Genomic DNA, 18,697 nt, shown 5'->3' on the forward strand with positions numbered 1-18,697 from the left:
CCTTCACACTCTCCAACTTATTCCCCTCCTATTTCACTCGAACCCTGGGGTCTGCTGCTCCGTATAAAAGGTCTGCCAATAAGTTGCTGACTACGGTTAATACAGCAATAAACATTGTAAATCCCATTAAAAGCGGATAGTCTCTTACAGTAAATGCCTGCATATAAATAGAACCTACCCCGGGCCAATTAAAAACCCGTTCGATAACAATAGCTCCACTGAATAAAGCAGGCAATTCGAAACCGAACAAAGTAATAGCTGGTAGTAATGCATTTCGTAAGGCATGTCTGTAAATCACTACTTTTTCTTTTAACCCCTTTGCTCTAGCTGTTCTGATAAAATCCTGTTTAACAACTTCAAGCATATTTGTCCGAAAATAACGGGTAAGCGAACCTACGCTGAGCATTGTCAAAACGACCACTGGGAGAAACATGTGATCAAGTACCTGAAGAATGTATGAAAAACCGGTAGCATTACTGCCAGTGGTACTCATTCCGCCAGCTGGGAATAGATTTAGATCGACGGCAAAGATCTTTATTAAGAGCAGGCCTATAAAAAAGGATGGAAGTGACATTGCAGCGAAAACACCCAATGTAACTGCCGAATCAAAAAAAGAATACTGTCTTGTCGCAGAAATAACCCCAATCACAATAGCTACTACCCATGTTAAGATGAGGGATGCAAAAGCAATAATAAATGAATTCCATATGTAATCAGACAATAATGATGAGACAGGCTGTTGATATTGCAATGAGAACCCGAAGTCACCTGTAAAAACATTACCGATCCAAGTGAAATAGCGCTGGATAATCGACTGATCAAGCCCATACAACAATTTTAGCTCGGCCTTTCTCTCAGCTGTCAGACTGGAATTTGAATCCACAAAATCTCCAGGCGTTAATGCATAGAGAAAAAAGATTAGAATAGATGCACCTAACAGGGTTGGAATCATATAGAGAAATCGTTTGATAATGTATGCCTTCATTTCATGCCTCCTTCTAAAAGAAAAGTGTGGCCAGCCTGCCGATTATTCGATCAGCAGGCTGCCACATTCTATGATTAAATTTGTCTTATTTTATTATCAATTTCGGAAGATTTGGGGTAATTCCCCGGTATCCGTTCGGTTCAAAGCCTTCAATTCTCGCATTATGGGCCGAAAGAATTTTAGTATATCCCAGGAAAATATAAGGCGGATCATCGCTTAATTCTTTATACAGCTCATGATACTTTTCGGTGCGTTTCTTGATATCATTCGTACTAATGCTTTCATCAATTAACTGATTAACTTTTCCGTTTTTGTAACCAGTAACAGCGTCCGGCTTTTCGGAATGGAAATCGACAACTCCATTATATGGATCAGTCAGCATTGGAGTTGAGAAGGACGCAAGATCATGATCGCCTTTTTCAACTCTTGACAATAGTGCATTGAAATCCATCTGCTCAGCCTCTAGTTCAATACCAATTTCTTTATAATTCTCTTTAGCAATTGGAATCAAAACATCAGATAATGGCGTTTTTGAGGTGAAATAGCGTATCGTCAACCTTGTACCATCTTTTTCACGTATGCCATCAGACCCCTCTTTCCACCCTGCTTCATCCAACAATTCTTTTGCTTTTTCAGGATCATATTCATATGGATTTATGTCATCTGTATAAGCCCATGATGTAGGAGATACGGGTTCATTCGCTACCTGCGCGTAGCCTTGATATGTAGTATCGAGAATGGATTGGCGATTTAGCCCGTAAATAAAAGCCTGTCTCACTTTCTTGTCTTTGAAAAATGGTTTTTCATGGTTGAATGTCAAGTAGCTATATGCACTTGAAGTATATAGATTTATATTTGCAAAACCCAAGCTTTTCAGTGTTTCAAAATTGTCATTATTTGCAGGAAAACCACTATAGTCAATTTCTCCTGTTTCAAAAAACTGTAATCCATCGCCTTCAGTTGTTTTGTATATAAAGTTCTCAACCTCAGGCTTTCCGCCATAATAGTATTCATTTGCTTTATACCGAACCTCTTGACCAGGAATGTATTTATCGAATTTATACGGACCGGCGCCAACCGGCTTCGAATAAAGATCCTTAATATAATCTAAGTTCCCGTATTTATAGTCCTTGCCATAGTATTCTTTTGAAAGAACCTGGCCACCAAGCAAACGAAGTGCTCTCGCATTCACTTCTTCTGTAGTGATCTCAATCGTTTGCGGATCAATGACTTTAATGCCTCCAATCTCTTTAGAGGAGCCTTCCTTGTATTCTTTCCCGCCTTTAACTTTCGCTTCTAAAATATCCGTTCCACCGTCATATGCCGGATCATGCAAAAGAGTAAGAGTAAAAGCTACATCATCGGCAGTTAATGGAGTCCCGTTGTCAAATTTCAGACCTTTTCGTAAATGGTATGTATATGTTAACTCATCGTCTGATATGTCCCAGTTCTCGGCAAGACCAGGGGTTGGCTTTCCTTCTTTATCAATGTCTACAAGTGGCGGAAATATAGCAGATGTCACATTACCATCGTAGCCATTCGAGTAAAAATAAGGTGTGAAAATACCGCCTGGCTCTTGAAGAGCTACAACTACCGTATCTTTGCGGTTTGTTGCATTTTGCGGAGATTTTGAAGGATCAGAAGCTTTAATCACCTCGTCTTTAATACCTTGTACATCACCTTTATTTCCTTCATTGCTGCTTTGTTCTGCTCCAGACTGTTCTGTTTGGCACCCTGCCAAAAGTAATACAATGACGGCAGAAAGTATAAAAATAAGTATTACATTCTTCTTCATTTCTTTTCTCCTCCCCTTTTATAAGAAATTCACATTTACGATTAATGCCTCACCCCTATTTATTATTTCAGATATCTGTTTTTCCAAAATTATCATTTCAATGACCATATTAAAACATAGTATTCCGTTAAGTCAACTTGGTTTATTTTTTTTATGAAACATAAAATTTAAATTTCATCTTAATAATTTGTGCAATTAACTCCTGATAATTTAATATAAAAAAGTAATTGACAATTAAAATCATGCTAAGTATATTAAGAACAAAGTTTATTATTCCGATAAATTTTATATGATTTAATAATTAAGGAGGAATTCAAATGTCAGAAGATAAACAGCTAAATTCTTTAGAATCCCAAGATCTATTTGAATGGGTTAGATTAAATATTTATCTATCTTATTCGTTAGTTTAAACATAATGATCTAAAGGACTAGTAGCTGCTCTACCATTTTGGAATGAAAGGCGGCATAGAAGAGCCAAAAAGGTGACTGGTCAAGATTCATAAACTTAAGAAATTCAAATGTCCTCTATCTATTCTAGTTTTTATAAAATCATATATGAATAAGCCATATTATTTACAGAGGAGAATTTTAAAGTGAAAGAAAACACATCAGAGCAAAAACCAAAAAAGAAATTAAATTTAACATATCAAGTCATAATCGGCATTGTTTTAGGTATTTTAGTAGGATATTTTAGTAAAACATGGGGAATTCATTTACAAATATTAGGGACAGCTTTTTTAAACTTAATACAAATGGTTATTGTTCCACTTGTTTTCCCATTAATAGTTTTAGGCATTATTGGTATTAGCAATGCAAAAAGGTTTGGGAAAATTGCTATAAAATCATTAATTTATTTTGAAATTGTCACTACTTTTCTAATTGTTTTGGGAATCGTTCTTGGACAAGTGCTATCTATCGGAGACAATATTAACGTGGGAAATGTGGACACCTCTTCATTAGGGGGAGTTGCTCATAGTATAGACTTTAAGACTTTTCTTCTTGACATTATCCCTAGTAATATATTTGATGCTTTTGCTTCAGGAAATTTATTACCCATAATATTTTTTGCCTCTTTTCTAGGTTTTTCGTTAAATGCAATAGGTGAAAAAGCTAAACCAGTAGTTAGTTTCTTTGAATCATGGTCGCAAGCAATGTTTAAACTTGTAGAATATGCTATTTCATTTGCTCCTGTGGGGGTTTTTGGTTTTTTAGCCTATGACGTTGCAAAGTATGGATTACACAATCTTATTTCATTGGGACAATTTGTTTTAATAGCTTATGCTGCATTTCTGATAACCGCGGTGATATTGTTCCCCATTATTAGTTTGATATTTCGTGTCCCTTATATTGACTTATTAAAAAATATTGGAGATCTTCTTCTACTAACATTTACAACGGGCAGTTCGGGTGTTGTTATGCCTTCCGTTATTGAACGTTTGCAAAAATTTGGCGCCTCTCGTTCCGTGACATCTTTTGTGGTACCCCTGGGATATTCTTTTAATCTTGATGGCGCGTCTATTTACATTAGTTTAGCAGTCATTTTTATTTCAAATGCTTTTCATCAGACTTTAGGATTAGGACAAATTATTACGATCGTTTTATTTTTAGCCATCATTACTAAGGGAATCGCAGCTGTTCCATCGGCGGTCGTAGTTGTCTTATTAGCAGCCTCTCATCAACTTGGATTACCTGCAGAAGGAGTGGCTTTATTAATGGCAGTTGATTTCTTTGTAAATATGGGAAGATCCTCACTAAATGTGATTGGAAATTCCTTAGCCACTGTTATTATTGCTAAATCGGAAAAGGAATTTGATTATACTCCTGAAAAAAACAAGTTAAGCTTTGAAGGAAAATAAAGTAAAGGGCAGCGGTCGGCTCAGCAGCAATCAATAAACAAAAAAACTGACGGTCCGCTGTGTTGTTTTCTGTTTCTTGAAGAATCGGGAAAATAAACAGAGGAGAATGAAACATGGGAAGACATATATACAAGAAGAATGCGTTCATACTTATTGTTGGGTTGCTGGTGCTCAGCTTAGCCGCCTGCGGCATTGGAGGTTCATCTGATGAAAAAACAATTCGGGTGGGAACCTCGCCAGGACCATACAGTGAACTTTTTATATCGGCGATAAAGCCTATTCTTGAGAAAGAAGGCTACACCGTCAAATTGACCAACTTTTCTGATCTCCTTCAGGCAGATATAGCTTTAAGCGAAGGAAATATCGATTTGAATGTTGACCAGCATACGGCATATCTTACAAACTTTAACGTGGAAAAGCAGGCAAACCTTACGCCTATTGTTCATATTCCAACGGTAAGGGCCGGTATTTTCTCTAACAAACATAATACCATCGATCAAGTACAGGACGGTGCAAAAGTGGCTATTCCACAGGATCCATCCAACGCAGGACGCGCGTATCTACTGTTGCAGAAAGCGGGATGGATTAAACTGAAACCGGGTGTTACTCCGCTGACAGCAACACAGAAAGACATCATCTCTAATCCGAAACATTTAAATATCACAACCATGGATTCCGCCCAGATCCCGCGTGCCATGGATGACATCGACTTTGGCATCCTGCCCGGCAGCATCGTCTACGCATCTCACATTGATCCGAAAAAATCGCTGCTGTCTGAATCCCTCATCAAGGATCTGGAGCTGGTCGCCACGGTGGACAAGAAAAACATAAACACTAAGTGGGCGAAAGCCGTTGTCGAAGCCTACAAATCGGAAGACTTTAAAAAATACCTTGCGGAACACAACAAAAATGATTATTGGTATGTCCCCAGTGACCTGAAATAAAAAAGGACATTGTTATAAGGAAAGAAAAACACCCGGCGGGGACGCATTAAAGGTGGGGCTCCATCTGATTGGTCGATTAGGGTTGAGTGATACTTCTTCATGTTATTACTTGTGGCTACCGATGTTCACCCTTAACGTGATGAAAACCGGCTATTATTTAAGAAGAAGAACATCAAAAAAGAGTTTTGCAAGCTTTTCACCACTATGGAGTGAGTGAAGTTCATTTTCACTCTCTCACTGGGCCATCAAACTAAGCAAAATGAATACCCCCAAAATGATGAGCTTCTTTGTTACGAGGAAGCCCAAAATTTCGTTTTGGGGTACTATAAAACCTTAACTTGATAGCGATGAGGAATTTTCCCTACAATCAATTTTTGAATTTTTACAGAACCTCTTTTAACAATTCTACCATTCTTGTGGGCTCTTCTCTTTTTGTAAAGTCAGGATCTACACTCGCGAATCGAATTTTTCCTGATCGGTCAATAATATAAGTTGCTGGAACTGGGAGCTCCCATGTATCATTTCCGTTATGGATTGTTAGATCCGCACCATATTCCTTATAAATTTTAATTTGATAATCAGGTAGCTTAAATATTAAATTGTAGTTTTCAGCAACGCTTCCGTTCGTATCACTTAGAACAAGAAATTCTAACTCGTTTTTTTCTTTCGTCGTGAGTGAAGAATCAGGAGTTTGAGGACTAATAGCAATTAATTGTCCTCCTGCTGCGGTAATATCTTTTAATACTCGTTGGTAAGCTCTTAATTCTAGATTGCAATACGGACACCATCCGCCTCGATAGAAAGTTAAGATGACAGGTCCTTTTTTCAATTCTTCATAAAGGGTAATGGAAACGCCTGTGGGATCTTTTAATGTAAAATCAGGCGTTTGTTCACCAATCGATAATCCCTTTGCCATATTCGATTCGGCCAATTCTTTTGTTGCTTGTGCTATGAGTCTTTTGTTTTCGATCAAGACTTTTTGTTCAAAGCTTTCATGGAATTGCCGAATTTCATCAAATAATTTTGTCATTTTTTTCACCTCTTGAACGATTTTTCCATAGACTGTACCCGAGGCACAATCTACCCAAATAATAATGACAACGCCTGGTGCGGTACAGGTTCAATCAACCACACACAGACTAAACTACGACCAGAAAAGATAATTAGGTTCGGTTAAACGTTGGATAAACAGTTCCAATTCGAGTTTCTCGATCGTCCATGCTGGATCATTGCTGCCACCCAACCTGCAATGCATCCATCAATGCTTTCCACATCAAACTGTTTCATCCACCATACCTTCCTTCGCTGTTTAGTCTTTCATAAACTAAGACGGGGAATGGTTTGGATTTGTGACATTCATTAATAACTTTTTTTCTGTGAGAGTCTAAATTGCACGTAGAGCACCATTACGTCTAACTCGCTTTTAAAAACATGAGCTTTAAGCTCAACATCAACGTTAAAAAGACAATAGGATGCTCGAGACATAAAGATTTTGTCTCTAGGTTTAAAAACATCAGCATATGGTCATACTGTGAAGCTGTGGGTTTGGCAGCGACTTGCGCAAGTGACCGGGCTGCTTGTCGATCAGAACAAACCGAATCCGCCGTCCGTTCGCCACGTCCCGTGTCGTTGCCTGTATTTGTTTGAACGCTTGTAGCCCTGCATAGCCGCCTCCGATGATTATGCATGTCAAGTCGTTCATCTTTCCCAGCTCCTTTACGTTTTGTACATATAACAATGTAAGGCCCTGATTGTGACATCGGAAACAAACAAAAAATCATGCGCCCGTTTAATCAGCCGTTCTTTCGTGCCAGTTTGTTGAGTAAATCTGCCCGTTAGCATCCATGCAGCGCAAGAAACAGCGCTGCACCACAGAGGATGAAAATGGAGAAGCCGTCAATACTTCTACTACGGCTGGGAGAAGAAGGTCGATCAACTATGGTGCGTTAGAGCCCATCCGTTAGTCTGACTCCTACGACCACGGTGCATCACAGAATGTCGCTCCCTTTGGAAAGCACTCATGGTAGATTAATCCTATCTTGGTTTCTGCACCAGCTCCAACTTCTTTTTTCGTTTTCCATCGGTAGTTTACCCTGCAGCCTATCGGTTCGATCATCACCATCCTTCATTTTAGCCTTTATGAATCAATCCCAGGCTTCTACATATACTGTTCCATTATCAGAGTATCTTTTCACATAAAATTCAGCTTGATTATTAGAGCCATCGACCCAAGCATTAACATCTCTGAAGACATGACAATAAAGTCCATGGGCAGATTCCGTATAATAAAAATCATCACTTGTACTATTACCAAAGTAAACGCCAGATTTTACTTGATCGTCTGGGTTATATGGATCTTCTTCAAATAAATAGTAATAACCTTTTGGACTATAATAGGGAAGACAAACCCTAAAATCGCCTCCACCTGATTTAAAGTTTTTACTTTGTGTTCTAAACCAATCTTCCCCCATATAATCCCAACCAGCCGCAGAAGCGGTAAACGGAACAGAGACTGTCATAATCAGAGAAAACACCATCATAATCACTGGAACTATTACCTTTTTAGGCTTAAACATTTTCATAACTTTCATTCTCAGTTCTCCTCTACCGTTTGGATTTGAAAAATCTTATTATCCATATAATCCTATAAATCTACTATCCTTTCCAAAACAAGCTCTTTCATTATGATACAACGGCTTTTCGGGACATCGATCTGTAAAGATTGATTATAATTCCCCTTGGGGAACCATCCTCCCTTCGAAAGTCAAAAGGAGCTCCTAATACTCGGAAACGTTTCATCATGATTGCTTGGTGTGACTACGGCCAATTGTTTAACAACACAACGCCCAGTGCAACGACAATCATTTTAAACTTTTTCATGCTCATTCCTCCTAATCAATAAAATGTCGTACATCAAAATTGAGTTATTTTCTTGTACTTTAATACCACCATCCAAACGATAAACATTATCGCCCCAACTTAATCAACAAATGTTCTGTCTTTGAAGCTCAATAATTGATTTAATTCAAAAAAATCACCCTTCTCAATTGTTATAATGTTGTAAAAATTGAGCCGCAAGTTCGCCAATTGAAGCATATGCATGTGTTTTTGCCCTTAATCTCATTCTAACGTGTGCACCTTTGCTCTTACATGCATCGGTGAAAGAGTTTGCTCCCATTTACTTTAGCAATGAAAGGGTTTACTTTGATGATGAAAGGCATTGTGTTAATTCAACAAGATTAGCTCTTCCCAGTTGGAAGGGCTAATTTTATGCTTTCTATCTCCAAGCGCTAAAAGGGGTACAGCCAACATTTCGGAAATTTTGTACGCTAAGCAAATTTTGACATGAATATAGCCAAATACCTGTAGTAGAGAAAACGGCGTTTTCCTACAAGCTGAGCAGGATTAATCCTGCTTTTTCTGTGGGCCCCGCAGTCACGCAATCTAAGTGGTTCAAATCCACTCGGTAACTTTCCCTTTTAAAGTGCCGTAGCCGAAGGATTGCAGGAGTGAATCCAGAAAGTTTTTATAGAGACATACCTGATAGACGTTTTGAACTGGATGTTGATGAAGCGACTAAACAGGATCTTGGGCATGGCTTCATCCGTTATTTATGGGAACCGACTCAAGTTAGAATGAAGCCAAATGAAATTGTAGATTTTCGATTGAATGGGCAACAGGTTATTAGTGCAGGATACGCTACTGATCCATTGGAAGACATATATGTAGTACAAATGTATCCTAGACACATAAATGTTATGGCTGTTTTACTCCGTTTTAGTACATTGTGGTCTTATTCACCATCATCAAGAATTCATATGTGGTTGATAGTAAAACAAAGTTAATATCGAGACTAGATCCGATAGTTACTCCAAAACAAAAACCCCTTCTTCATCTGAAAATGTCGTTTTTAATGCGACTGCCTATCCGGAGGTTCATTTATACTGCCCAATGGAAATATTGATTTTATAATGGCCGTAGACCAGAATCTCATCCAACAGCTTGGACAGCTGATTTTGGTCAGGTACCTGGGCTTTTAAAATAAAACACGGCTCCCCGCTGACACGGTGAGCTTCTTTAATTTCATCTCGCTCCTGAATAAATTCCTGGAACTTCGTATGCCTATAATCCTTCATCTGAACGATAATAAAAATACAGTAAATGTTCCCAGCAATTTTTCGTTCAGCCGGACCGTATACCCTTCTATGACCCCGATCTCCTCCAAACGCTGAATTCGATTGGCTACGGCCACACCAGACAGATGGACAAGCTGCCCGATCTGTTTCCATTGCATTCTTGAGTTGCTTTGTAAACAGCGTATGATCTCCATATCGATGTGATCAATCATGTCAATCATCCTTTCATAGTTAAAGTACACCTTTCATTATTAAAAACAAGCCTATCAGTAGAGTACAAGCATGGCAGATTATAAAAAATGCAGCTTTAGAGGTTGGCCTTACAAACATTGGTACACATTCGCTCCGTAAAACGTTTGGTTATCACCAATACAAGAAAGGAACAAGCATTGCGATTCTTATGGAATTATTCAATCACAGCAGTGAAAAGGTGACATTACGATATATAGGAATTACACAAGATGAAAAAGATCAAGCTGTCATATCTCTTGATTTATAAATGTAAACAACATGCCCAACAAATTATTTTGAGCAGACTTTATTGAGACTTGCATCATTCATAAAAGTACACCTTTACAAACAAAAAAGCCCATGTCTAAAAGATTGGGCTTCTTTACTCCTTATAACTTTGATTATGTTAAGTTCATTTTGTCTCAAAATCATCTCGATATATATACAAAAGTTAAGAAATATTCTTCAATTCCTCTGTTAGTCGCAGGAATTCTTCTTTGTTTCGATTCTGTAATGACTGGTCAATCTCTTTTCGGATTTGCTCTTTTCGGAAATCACGAAGGGCTTTGTTTAACACCATTTCAGCCAATTCAGAATTCATGCCGTTTACTTCAGGTTGTGGTGATGTATTAAGCAAATTCCTTTTCATAGGAAATCAACTCCTTGACCTTTTTTCTATTATACTAACGGTTTTCAGATTATTCAAATATTTCGTCCGGTATTCTATAAAGGAGATAGTCTCAGCAACTGGAATATCTCAAGGTTCCTTATATAGAGCAGTCAACAGAAGAAAGCTTGAAGAATAAAAAAATAGGCGTGTTTTATTATTTCTTCAATTTTACTTTGCGGTCTACAGCAGGAACCCTGTCACTAAGCCAAATTGGAAAAACAATTATGAACTAATGGCGCAGATTGCAAAACAATAAAATCTTGCTGTAGATTCAGCAAGATTTTATAAACATCGTTTCGAAGATTACATACCATCTGTTGGTGAAGGAAGAAAAAAACGAAATAGATCCGAGACATTCAAGGTATTGCGGATCATTGGGATTTATCGTAACCTAACTGCAACTTCAAATCGGACTCAAACAAATGGATGCAACTATGCATATTATCGTTGATCAAAAAGAAGAGATTGCGGAAACATATTGCTGACGTAGAAAATAGACAGCCGAAATACAAATCTGTCACATTAAAGAATAATCGGTTGAAACCCTTTCTTAATATAACCAGCAAAATCTAAATGTTTACCGCTTTCTGCCTCCGGACCAGCGAAGCCAACTCCATTCTTTACTTCTTCCTTAACATCAAAGAATCCAGAACAAGCCTGGCAACCCCCTTTAATGATTCCAAGTTTCATAACGTCTTTAAATACTGGATGAAACATATGATCCGTTTTTTCAAACTCACCTACCCAAGTCGTTCCAGCACCATCGAATACAATCTCAACTTCATACCCAGCATGATGTAGCTCTTGGCCATATAATAAACCGTGTAATGCCTTACCTGCATCCTGTGCTCCTGCTTGAATGATAATAACAAATTTGTTTGCCATCACAATTTCCTCCAATTTTATTCCCATAATGGGATATTTGCTCATAGTAGAATGTAAAAATTTATTTTGGATTAAATGGGGAGAGCTCTAAAAGCTCTGCCGTATAGCTTAAAACGTTGTTGCTTTCTATAACGTTATCAATCTCGAGAAATACCATCCTCTCAGCTCCTGGAAAATCTATTGAGGCACCTTCTTCCCATAGAACCTTCGCTCTGCCTGTCATCTGCATCGTCTTCCGAGTTTTAAAATCGATAAAGATCAGACCGACATGAGCATTGACCTCTATATTCCCCAACGTATTAAACATGTTGTTCCCAAAATAATCAGGGAAAAACAGACTGTTTTCGTTCAATACCTTAACAAAGCCAGGATTTCCTCCGCGATGGGACGCGTCCAGTTCTTTTTCGTTATTCGTGCTTGCAATAAAAAAAGCATCTGAGGTTTCGATCCATTGCATTTGGTCAACATTGAGCTGATTCGTCAAGAATGTAGTAACAACAGGCTTTTCGTTATTCATATTCGATTGAAATGAACGGGTCGTAATATACTTTGGGCAATTTCCGTACACTTGTTCAGAGCAAATGACAAGCTTATCATGATCAAATGTAGCTTTCCCATTTACTCTCAGACGACGTCGATTTGAAAAGTCCATGAATAGAGCTCCTATATGGCCATTGTCATAGACGTTCTTCAACAAAGGATCTTCAGGAGGAGTATACCCTGCAATCACTAATTTTCTTTCATCCTCCAAATCGACAAATCCAGGTTCTCCATGAATGATGGACGCCCAAACACGACCACTGCTGTCAATGGAAGCTAAAAAAACAATGGGTTGTTGTTGCAAGAAACCTAGTGCCGTTTTCGGAACAAAGTTTTTGTACATCTTGTTAGCGAAATCATCAGGCAGCCTAACGCCAGCTCGTTTCTGAGCTTTCAACTCTCCACAATGAAACCCCATCTCCATGCACGTTTTCACCTCCTTTCATCTGCGATGTAAAGCGCTTAGTACCAAAACGTAGGATATTTCCGTTCTTTATGAAGATTATTTATTATTAGAGCGATGACAACGGTTGCAAGAGCTCCAAATAAAGAAGGAAACCATAAAAAACTCCACTGACTTTTTGAGAGGATAACAACTAAAGGATCTGCTCCTGCAGGAGGGTGGGTCGTTTTCGTTATGACCATCAAAGCTATCGCTAGACCGACAGCTAATGCCACTGCCCATAAAGAATCACCGATGGTTGAAAGGATGATCAGCCCAACGAGAGTTGAAATCATATGTCCCCCGATGATGTTTCTCGGCTGGGAAAACGGAACATTCCAAGCGCTAAAGGCTAAGACACAACTTGCCCCGAAAGGAGCCATGATCCAAGTGTTACCGGAGAACTTTGATAACGCCATAAGAACGAATATGGTTAGAAAACCCCCAAGAAACCCCATGACCGCATTTTCAGGTAAAGCTTTCATTGGCGTTCTTTCTTTCGTTTTCATCTTTGACAGATATCTCGAAAAAAAGGATCCACGCGATTTGATTACTTTCGTCTGATCTTCATTCACATTATCCACCTCTCTTTAAATACATAGTTACATAGTTACATAGTTATATATGTTTTTAATAATACTCTTCAGTCTACTGTAATGTCAACAGAAACACACTTAAATTACCTTCAAGTCTTGAGATAAGTTAATACATAGTTTATTATGAATATAAGGAGGTATGAAAATGAGAACGTATAATACCTTAAGTCTGATCGTCGATTCAGAGTTACCTATTCCGATTAACATCCAACTAAAAGAACAAATTAAATTTTTAATTAAAATGGAATATGTACTTCCCGGAGATTATCTACCCACCGTAAACCAGTTAGCTGACCAACTAACGATTAACCGAAATACAATTAACTGGGTTTATACTCAGCTCAAAGAAGAGGGCTTCCTTTTAATGCAAAAAGGCCGGAGGACACAAATTAGGGATTCACAACAAGTGAGAAGCTTAGTTCAGAAGAAAGACTTAGATGACATCGTTAAAACATCGATCGAGACCGCGATTGAGAAAGGGTTTACGTTCGATGAGTTCGTGGCCTCCACATTTATGCATCATCACTTCTTTATAGAAAATCCCCATTCAGCTCGTTTCTTATTTATCGAATGTAAAGAGCATGATCATATTTTTTATTCAGAAGAAATAAAGAAGCATACAGGGGCTCATATCACAGAACTCTTCATCGAAGATATGAGAGATATCGAGGAGGATGTTCTTGATGTTAAGGAGATCAACGGGATCATCACCACTTTAAACCACGCAGATGAGGTTAAAGCCCATTTTAGTAGAATCAACCTACCGATTTATACGATCGGCGCAACATTATCACCAATTGATCTGATGAATATCGCGAAATTAAAGGAAGGAACAAAAGTTGCGTTTATCTGTCTTGGAGATAAAGGTGGAGAGTGGATGGCAAATAGGGTGGAAGAAGCAGGTATTCAACATATTGTGAGTATTGCAGGGGGGATTTCCGAAAAGAGGAACCTAGGGGAAATCATTCATTCAGTTGATTATATCTATGCTTCAGAGGCTGTTTATGAAAAGCTAAATCATCTCGCTCCGGAAAAGACAAGTTTACTGCCTTTAAAACTAGAAAAAACAAGTGAACGAATTCTAGAAAATCTAAAATAATGACCTTATAAGGTGGATTTAAAAACTAAAACCTATTGAGATGAAATCAACTCATGATCATTTCATTTTTTCTAATGAAGTGAAAGTGAGCTTTTTTTTTGGATGTTGATGGTATGGTCTTAAAAATAAATATAAAAAGAACAGGATCAAAAGAACCTTCCTAAGTCATCAATGACTTAAATACATGGATTTCCAGTGTTTTCCATCTTTACAATATGATCACGAGTGTTCCTTTTTTTTAAAAAACATACTCTTGACTTTCCAGTACAGTAGAGGGTTTATACTTCAGAAGAACTGTATAAGGAAGGGAGAAAAAAACATGTTTAAGATTAGGGGTTTCGCCAACATTTCGGAAATTTTGTACGCTAAGCAAATTCAAACATAAAAAAGTCGAATTCCCTGTACGTTAAGGAACCGACTTTTTTATTTGACTTCTTCAAGTAAAGCACCCTATAGTTTACGTATAATTCTTCACAAACTTTAGTTTTATACGTGATCAACAAATATTGATTCATCATTTTACTTTTGCTACACCAATTGCAAAATGACTCCAAAGTATATTCTTAATTAATCCAGCTTGTGTTTCTTCACAATTTACAATTAAGATTACTTCCGAATGTTTGCCTTTTAGAACTCTTTTATTTTTCTTTTCAACCAATTCCATGACAAGCCGAATAGCAAAGCCAAGAACAAACCCAACAAATGCTCCTATCAGAACCCTTTAATAAGTAGTGAGTGCTTCTTATTCAAGTTGAAAGCACCTTAAAAAACAGCGACTATAAACAGTTTTTCTTCCTATTACACCTGCCTAAAGATAACTGGCCAAGTTTAAATCAGCGACTGACATTCGTTAAATTACTTCCCCATTCTCCGTTTGGGGTTAAATAACTTATTATTCTATCCTCAAGCAGATCACCAAGAACTTCTTCATATTTTTTTCGATAAGGCTTTGGCAATTCTTCCTGTAACCAACTGTCTTTTGTACCTTGCCAGATTTCATAAATTACAAGATCATCTGGTTTTTCAATATCATCACTTATAATAGCATTTATAAAGGTAGGTTCGTTTGACATCACTTCAACAAGTGAATAAAGTGATTTTCGAAAAGCTTCTTTTTTGCCTGCTTTAACTTTGAAACGAATGTTTAAAACAACTTGATTGGCATAGCTAGTCATAGTAATATGCAACCCCTCAAAAAGTTTATTTAAGAATATTCCCGTTAAACCTATTTCCTAGTGTAATAGAATGCGCTTCCTTATTCCACAAAAGTGCCTATTTGTTCCAGAATATGCGCCCCGTTTTAAAATAAAGTTTGATCAAAAATAGCTTACAAACCCATATTTCATAACCAATAAAAAGAATCCATTTTGAAAAAAGATTGATCAAAATAGATTCCTCTCCAATAGATTTCAATTTTATTTTTATAATAAAGATTGATCATTGTTGTAGTATATTCTTCAACTACTGCACCTTATAACGGAAGATTCGAAAAAAAAATATCTAATTTGTCTTGGGTTTAAATACTAAGGTTACATAACCAATTATAGAAGCCCCAATAAAAAGAGTATAATATCCTGATATATCAGCTACTACCCCTGAGAAAATAGTCCCTATTGCTTGCCCAAGTGCAAGTATTAAGAACGGTACACCTAATCCGAATGATGGATTAGTCTTAAATACGGAAATCCCCCATACTATTAAGACCCCTGTCATGAAAATATAAGAGCTTCCAAAAAGAACTGGTGACAGGAACCATGTTATATTATTATCTGGGAAAATTCCTAGGATTAGGGACGTAGTTGAAAGTGCTAATACAGAAATCCTGTACGCACTCATTAAACCAAACTTATCTATAAATGCACCAGCAGTTCCTCCTAGTAAACCTGCTAGTCCAATAATTACCCAAAACCACTCTCTTAGGTGTGTGGGGACATTATCTAAATTTAACATAAAGTCCCTTGAGAATGTCCAGTAGGCGGAGCAGGATATTCCTATAAGTAAAGAGGCAATAATTAGTTGAATAGAGTGTCTCCATTCCTTTTTAGAGAAGCCAACCATCACCTTCTTTTCTGAAGCCTGCTGCTTTGGAAGTACTTTATAATTAACAACAAGTACAAAAATAGCAATGACCATAAATATCAAATACGTTTCTCTCCAACTATTAGCCATAAGGATAGCAATTGCCCCGGTAAAAGCTGTTCCAATACTTGTACCGGAATTTATCCATGAATTAGCCTGATTTTGTAATCTTGTTTCTACTTTAGTGCTAACAATATTAGCGTATGGTGGGGATGATAATCCTGTACTTAGCCCTGCCAGGAATATACCTAAACCTAGCACTACCGAATTAGGAGAAATGGAGATTATACCTAAACCAATAATGGATGATAATCCAGCTACCACAAGAATAGATCTTGGAGTGAACTTATTAGAACACGCCATTGCAAATATGATTGCTATACAATAAGCAATATATGATAAAGACGAGATTAAGCCACTAGTGGATTGATCCATATTCATTGTTTCGTTAATATATGGAAGCATTAGACCATAACTAAACCGAGATAAACCATACGTCACGGCAATCATAGGCAAGCCTACTGCTATCAATTTTTTTGCATTCATAAAGTTCACACCTTTATATATATAACGTTCATTATAAAAATTATTTAAAAAATATATAGGAGAAAATCTTAAAGTTTTTAAGACCACTATTCTCTCCCTATATTCTATAAAATTACATAATTTGGAAAAATGAATACTTTTCGCTAAATCCATTGCAGTATCTTTTACCTTATCTAACTCAAGTATTTGAGCCATCGATTTTATACCCTGTTATTATGCATTTTACGATATAAAGTCATTCGAGAAATACCAGCCTTCTCAGCAGCATCTGTACGACTCAACCCTTGATCTATAAGATACAAGGCATACTTAACCTTTTCTTCATCGGTTTTCGGTCTTCCTGGATACTTTCCTCGCTTCCTTGCAGCCAGAATCCCTTCTTTCGTCCGTTCAGAAGTTAAGTCTCTCTCAAATTGAGCAATACCGGCAAAGGCTGTCCCGCTCTTCTCTCGCAGCGTCTCTTCGATTTCTTCGAGGCTCTTCCCTTTCGTTTCCGGCACTTTAAAGTATACAAAAAGGCAAGCAAGGACTCCGATTACAGCGTAGGCCAGGAATAAGTAGCTGACTCCCATCGCTTGTAACAAAACGGGGAAGGTCAGCGTGACAATCAGGTTGCCCGAATGGAGAAATAATGTTGATAAACCCGTTCCGATCCCTCTCACGTGGCGAGGGAAGATCTCTGGAAGAATGACCCAAACGACCGGCCCCCAGGTTACAGCAAAAATAACGATAAACAGTCCCAGACAGATAACGGTTGTCCAAGCAGCAGCAACGCTCGATGCAAAAAACAGATTAACAAAGGAAAGCACTGTCAGGCTAAGTACCATACCGATATTCCCAAACATGAGCAACCGCTTTCTACCAACTTTATCTATTACACGAATAGCTACCAGAGACATGAGTACATTGACAGTTCCGATTCCAATCGTACCTAGCAAAGCAGCTGAGTTACCAAGGCCAACGTTAGTAAATGTTGTCGGTGCATAATAAATAATCGTGTTTGTCCCAATAAACTGCTGTAAAAAGGCGAGGCCAAGACCGGCAATTAACGCGGGACGCACCCAAGGGTGAAATAGCTCTTTTAATCCGCCCTTATCTTCTTTTTCAGTCTCCATAATATCTTTAATTTCCTCGTCAACAGAGCTTTCACTTCTGATACGCCCAAGTATTGATTTCGCCTTACCTTCCTGGTTATTCATTAACAGCCACCTTGGGCTTTCAGGCATGAAAGCCATTCCAACTAAGAGTATTACTGAAGGTACAACGGCAAGTCCAAGCATCCAGCGCCAACCTTCTGATTCGGAAAACCCGTAGTTGACGATATAAGAAAGCAAAATTCCAATCGTGATCATTAGCTGATTTAATGAAGTCAGTGACCCTCGTTTTTCCTGAGGAGCAAGCTCAGACAGATATAGAGGAACCATTGTGGTGGAACAGCCTACAGCAAGGCCGAGCACGATCCGCGCAAGTACCATAACCGCCGTATTAGGTGCTATAGCTGTGCCCAATGCCCCAATAATAAACAGAAAAGCAGCGCCTATGATCGATTTTTTTCTGCCAAACTGGTCTGTCAGTTTTCCTGCAAATCCGGCACCGAAGATTGCACCTATTAATATTGCGCTTACAACAAGTCCTTCAGTAAACGCATTCAAACCCAAGTCTTCTTTTATAAACAAGATCGCACCGGAAACAACTCCGGTATCATATCCGTAAAGCATTCCCCCGAGCGCCCCAAAAAAGTAAAGCAGCGCATTTGACTTCTGATTTTTCACCCGTATTTCCTCCCTCTTTCCAAATTAAAAAGCTTATAACATAAATTCCACCTTTACATACAATTCAAACTTTCCAATTGATAGTATAGTAAAATAAAATTTTGATTAATCCTACGTGCTT

Annotated in this window: 19 protein-coding genes and 2 pseudogenes; 6 read left to right on the plus strand and 15 right to left on the minus strand. The window is 38.0% G+C overall.

Translation table 11 applies throughout. From position 1 onward, the window contains the following. Positions 1-28: 28 nt before the first annotated feature. Complete coding sequence (locus tag JOC74_RS09520; protein WP_053604351.1) at positions 29-985, minus strand: ABC transporter permease; 957 nt, start codon at positions 983-985, stop codon at positions 29-31. A gap of 85 nt (positions 986-1,070) precedes the next feature. Continuing rightward, a complete protein-coding gene (locus tag JOC74_RS09525; RefSeq protein WP_053604352.1) occupies positions 1,071-2,780 on the minus strand; it encodes an ABC transporter substrate-binding protein in 1,710 nt (569 codons plus the stop codon). A gap of 593 nt (positions 2,781-3,373) precedes the next feature. Between JOC74_RS09525 and JOC74_RS09530 the strand changes: the two genes are divergently transcribed. Both JOC74_RS09530 and JOC74_RS09535 read left to right on the plus strand, forming a co-directional pair. Then, positions 3,374-4,636, plus strand: coding sequence for a dicarboxylate/amino acid:cation symporter (locus tag JOC74_RS09530; RefSeq protein WP_053604353.1), 1,263 nt, complete (start codon positions 3,374-3,376; stop codon positions 4,634-4,636). 113 nt (positions 4,637-4,749) lie between these two features. Then, positions 4,750-5,580 (plus strand): MetQ/NlpA family ABC transporter substrate-binding protein, encoded by an 831-nt coding sequence (locus tag JOC74_RS09535; protein ID WP_053604354.1) that lies wholly within the window; start codon positions 4,750-4,752, stop codon positions 5,578-5,580. Positions 5,581-5,962: 382 nt separating this feature from the next. Here the strand turns inward: JOC74_RS09535 and JOC74_RS09540 are convergent, their stop codons facing one another. The 4 genes from JOC74_RS09540 to JOC74_RS09555 form a co-directional block, all read right to left on the minus strand. Further along, entirely contained in the window at positions 5,963-6,610 is a 648-nt protein-coding gene (locus JOC74_RS09540; RefSeq protein WP_053604355.1) for a peroxiredoxin-like family protein, read from the minus strand. Between the two features lie 483 nt (positions 6,611-7,093). Continuing rightward, positions 7,094-7,318: a hypothetical protein gene (locus JOC74_RS09545; RefSeq protein ID WP_225970231.1), complete on the minus strand. Its 225-nt coding sequence runs from the start codon at positions 7,316-7,318 to the stop codon at positions 7,094-7,096. A 234-nt stretch (positions 7,319-7,552) separates the two neighbouring features. Continuing rightward, positions 7,553-7,696 carry a hypothetical protein gene (locus JOC74_RS09550; RefSeq protein ID WP_158320306.1) on the minus strand — a complete coding sequence of 48 codons (144 nt, stop codon included), beginning with the start codon at positions 7,694-7,696 and terminating at the stop codon, positions 7,553-7,555. A gap of 28 nt (positions 7,697-7,724) precedes the next feature. Continuing rightward, positions 7,725-8,171: a YndA family protein gene (locus JOC74_RS09555; RefSeq protein ID WP_053604357.1), complete on the minus strand. Its 447-nt coding sequence runs from the start codon at positions 8,169-8,171 to the stop codon at positions 7,725-7,727. 918 nt (positions 8,172-9,089) lie between these two features. Here JOC74_RS09555 and JOC74_RS09560 point away from each other — a divergent pair. After that, on the plus strand, positions 9,090-9,425 hold the full coding sequence (locus JOC74_RS09560) for a hypothetical protein (RefSeq protein ID WP_053604358.1): 336 nt from the start codon (positions 9,090-9,092) through the stop codon (positions 9,423-9,425). A gap of 90 nt (positions 9,426-9,515) precedes the next feature. Here the strand turns inward: JOC74_RS09560 and JOC74_RS09565 are convergent, their stop codons facing one another. Next, the gene (locus tag JOC74_RS09565; protein ID WP_211086133.1) at positions 9,516-9,716 is read right to left on the minus strand and encodes an Lrp/AsnC ligand binding domain-containing protein; all 201 of its coding nucleotides are present in this window, start codon (positions 9,714-9,716) and stop codon (positions 9,516-9,518) included. Beyond that, positions 9,713-9,928 (minus strand): Lrp/AsnC family transcriptional regulator, encoded by a 216-nt coding sequence (locus JOC74_RS09570; protein WP_211086134.1) that lies wholly within the window; start codon positions 9,926-9,928, stop codon positions 9,713-9,715. The genes JOC74_RS09565 and JOC74_RS09570 overlap by 4 nt, the downstream gene beginning before the upstream one ends. Before the next feature lie 41 nt (positions 9,929-9,969). On the opposite strand from JOC74_RS09570, the pseudogene JOC74_RS09575 reads away from it, so the two are divergent. After that, positions 9,970-10,215: pseudogene (locus JOC74_RS09575) on the plus strand (tyrosine-type recombinase/integrase); the annotation flags it as partial. A 183-nt stretch (positions 10,216-10,398) separates the two neighbouring features. Here JOC74_RS09575 and JOC74_RS09580 read toward each other — a convergent pair. Then, positions 10,399-10,596 (minus strand): IDEAL domain-containing protein, encoded by a 198-nt coding sequence (locus JOC74_RS09580; RefSeq protein WP_053604359.1) that lies wholly within the window; start codon positions 10,594-10,596, stop codon positions 10,399-10,401. Positions 10,597-10,666: 70 nt separating this feature from the next. On the opposite strand from JOC74_RS09580, the pseudogene JOC74_RS23475 reads away from it, so the two are divergent. Further along, positions 10,667-10,753, plus strand: a pseudogene (locus JOC74_RS23475) (recombinase family protein); the annotation flags it as partial. 386 nt (positions 10,754-11,139) lie between these two features. Here the strand turns inward: JOC74_RS23475 and JOC74_RS09585 are convergent. From JOC74_RS09585 to JOC74_RS09595, 3 genes are all read right to left on the minus strand, one after another. Further along, entirely contained in the window at positions 11,140-11,502 is a 363-nt protein-coding gene (locus JOC74_RS09585) for a hypothetical protein (RefSeq protein ID WP_225970233.1), read from the minus strand. 61 nt (positions 11,503-11,563) lie between these two features. Continuing rightward, a complete protein-coding gene (locus JOC74_RS09590; protein WP_053604361.1) occupies positions 11,564-12,466 on the minus strand; it encodes a pyridoxamine 5'-phosphate oxidase family protein in 903 nt (300 codons plus the stop codon). 38 nt (positions 12,467-12,504) lie between these two features. Further along, positions 12,505-12,993 (minus strand): HPP family protein, encoded by a 489-nt coding sequence (locus tag JOC74_RS09595; protein ID WP_082364350.1) that lies wholly within the window; start codon positions 12,991-12,993, stop codon positions 12,505-12,507. Between the two features lie 232 nt (positions 12,994-13,225). Here JOC74_RS09595 and JOC74_RS09600 point away from each other — a divergent pair, with 232 nt between their 5' ends. Next, positions 13,226-14,179, plus strand: a complete 954-nt coding sequence (locus JOC74_RS09600) for a GntR family transcriptional regulator (RefSeq protein ID WP_053604363.1) — start codon at positions 13,226-13,228, stop codon at positions 14,177-14,179. Between the two features lie 833 nt (positions 14,180-15,012). Here the strand turns inward: JOC74_RS09600 and JOC74_RS09605 are convergent. The 3 genes from JOC74_RS09605 to JOC74_RS09615 form a co-directional block, all read right to left on the minus strand. Beyond that, positions 15,013-15,354 carry an antibiotic biosynthesis monooxygenase family protein gene (locus JOC74_RS09605; protein WP_053604364.1) on the minus strand — a complete coding sequence of 114 codons (342 nt, stop codon included), beginning with the start codon at positions 15,352-15,354 and terminating at the stop codon, positions 15,013-15,015. A 325-nt stretch (positions 15,355-15,679) separates the two neighbouring features. Continuing rightward, complete coding sequence (locus JOC74_RS09610; protein ID WP_312883796.1) at positions 15,680-16,999, minus strand: MFS transporter; 1,320 nt, start codon at positions 16,997-16,999, stop codon at positions 15,680-15,682. Between the two features lie 5 nt (positions 17,000-17,004). After that, entirely contained in the window at positions 17,005-18,576 is a 1,572-nt protein-coding gene (locus tag JOC74_RS09615; protein WP_082364038.1) for a sugar porter family MFS transporter, read from the minus strand. Between the last annotated feature and the right edge of the window lie 121 nt (positions 18,577-18,697).

The sequence above is a fragment of the Bacillus capparidis genome, from assembly GCF_017832095.1.
Taxonomy (GTDB): domain Bacteria; phylum Bacillota; class Bacilli; order Bacillales; family Bacillaceae; genus Bacillus; species Bacillus gobiensis.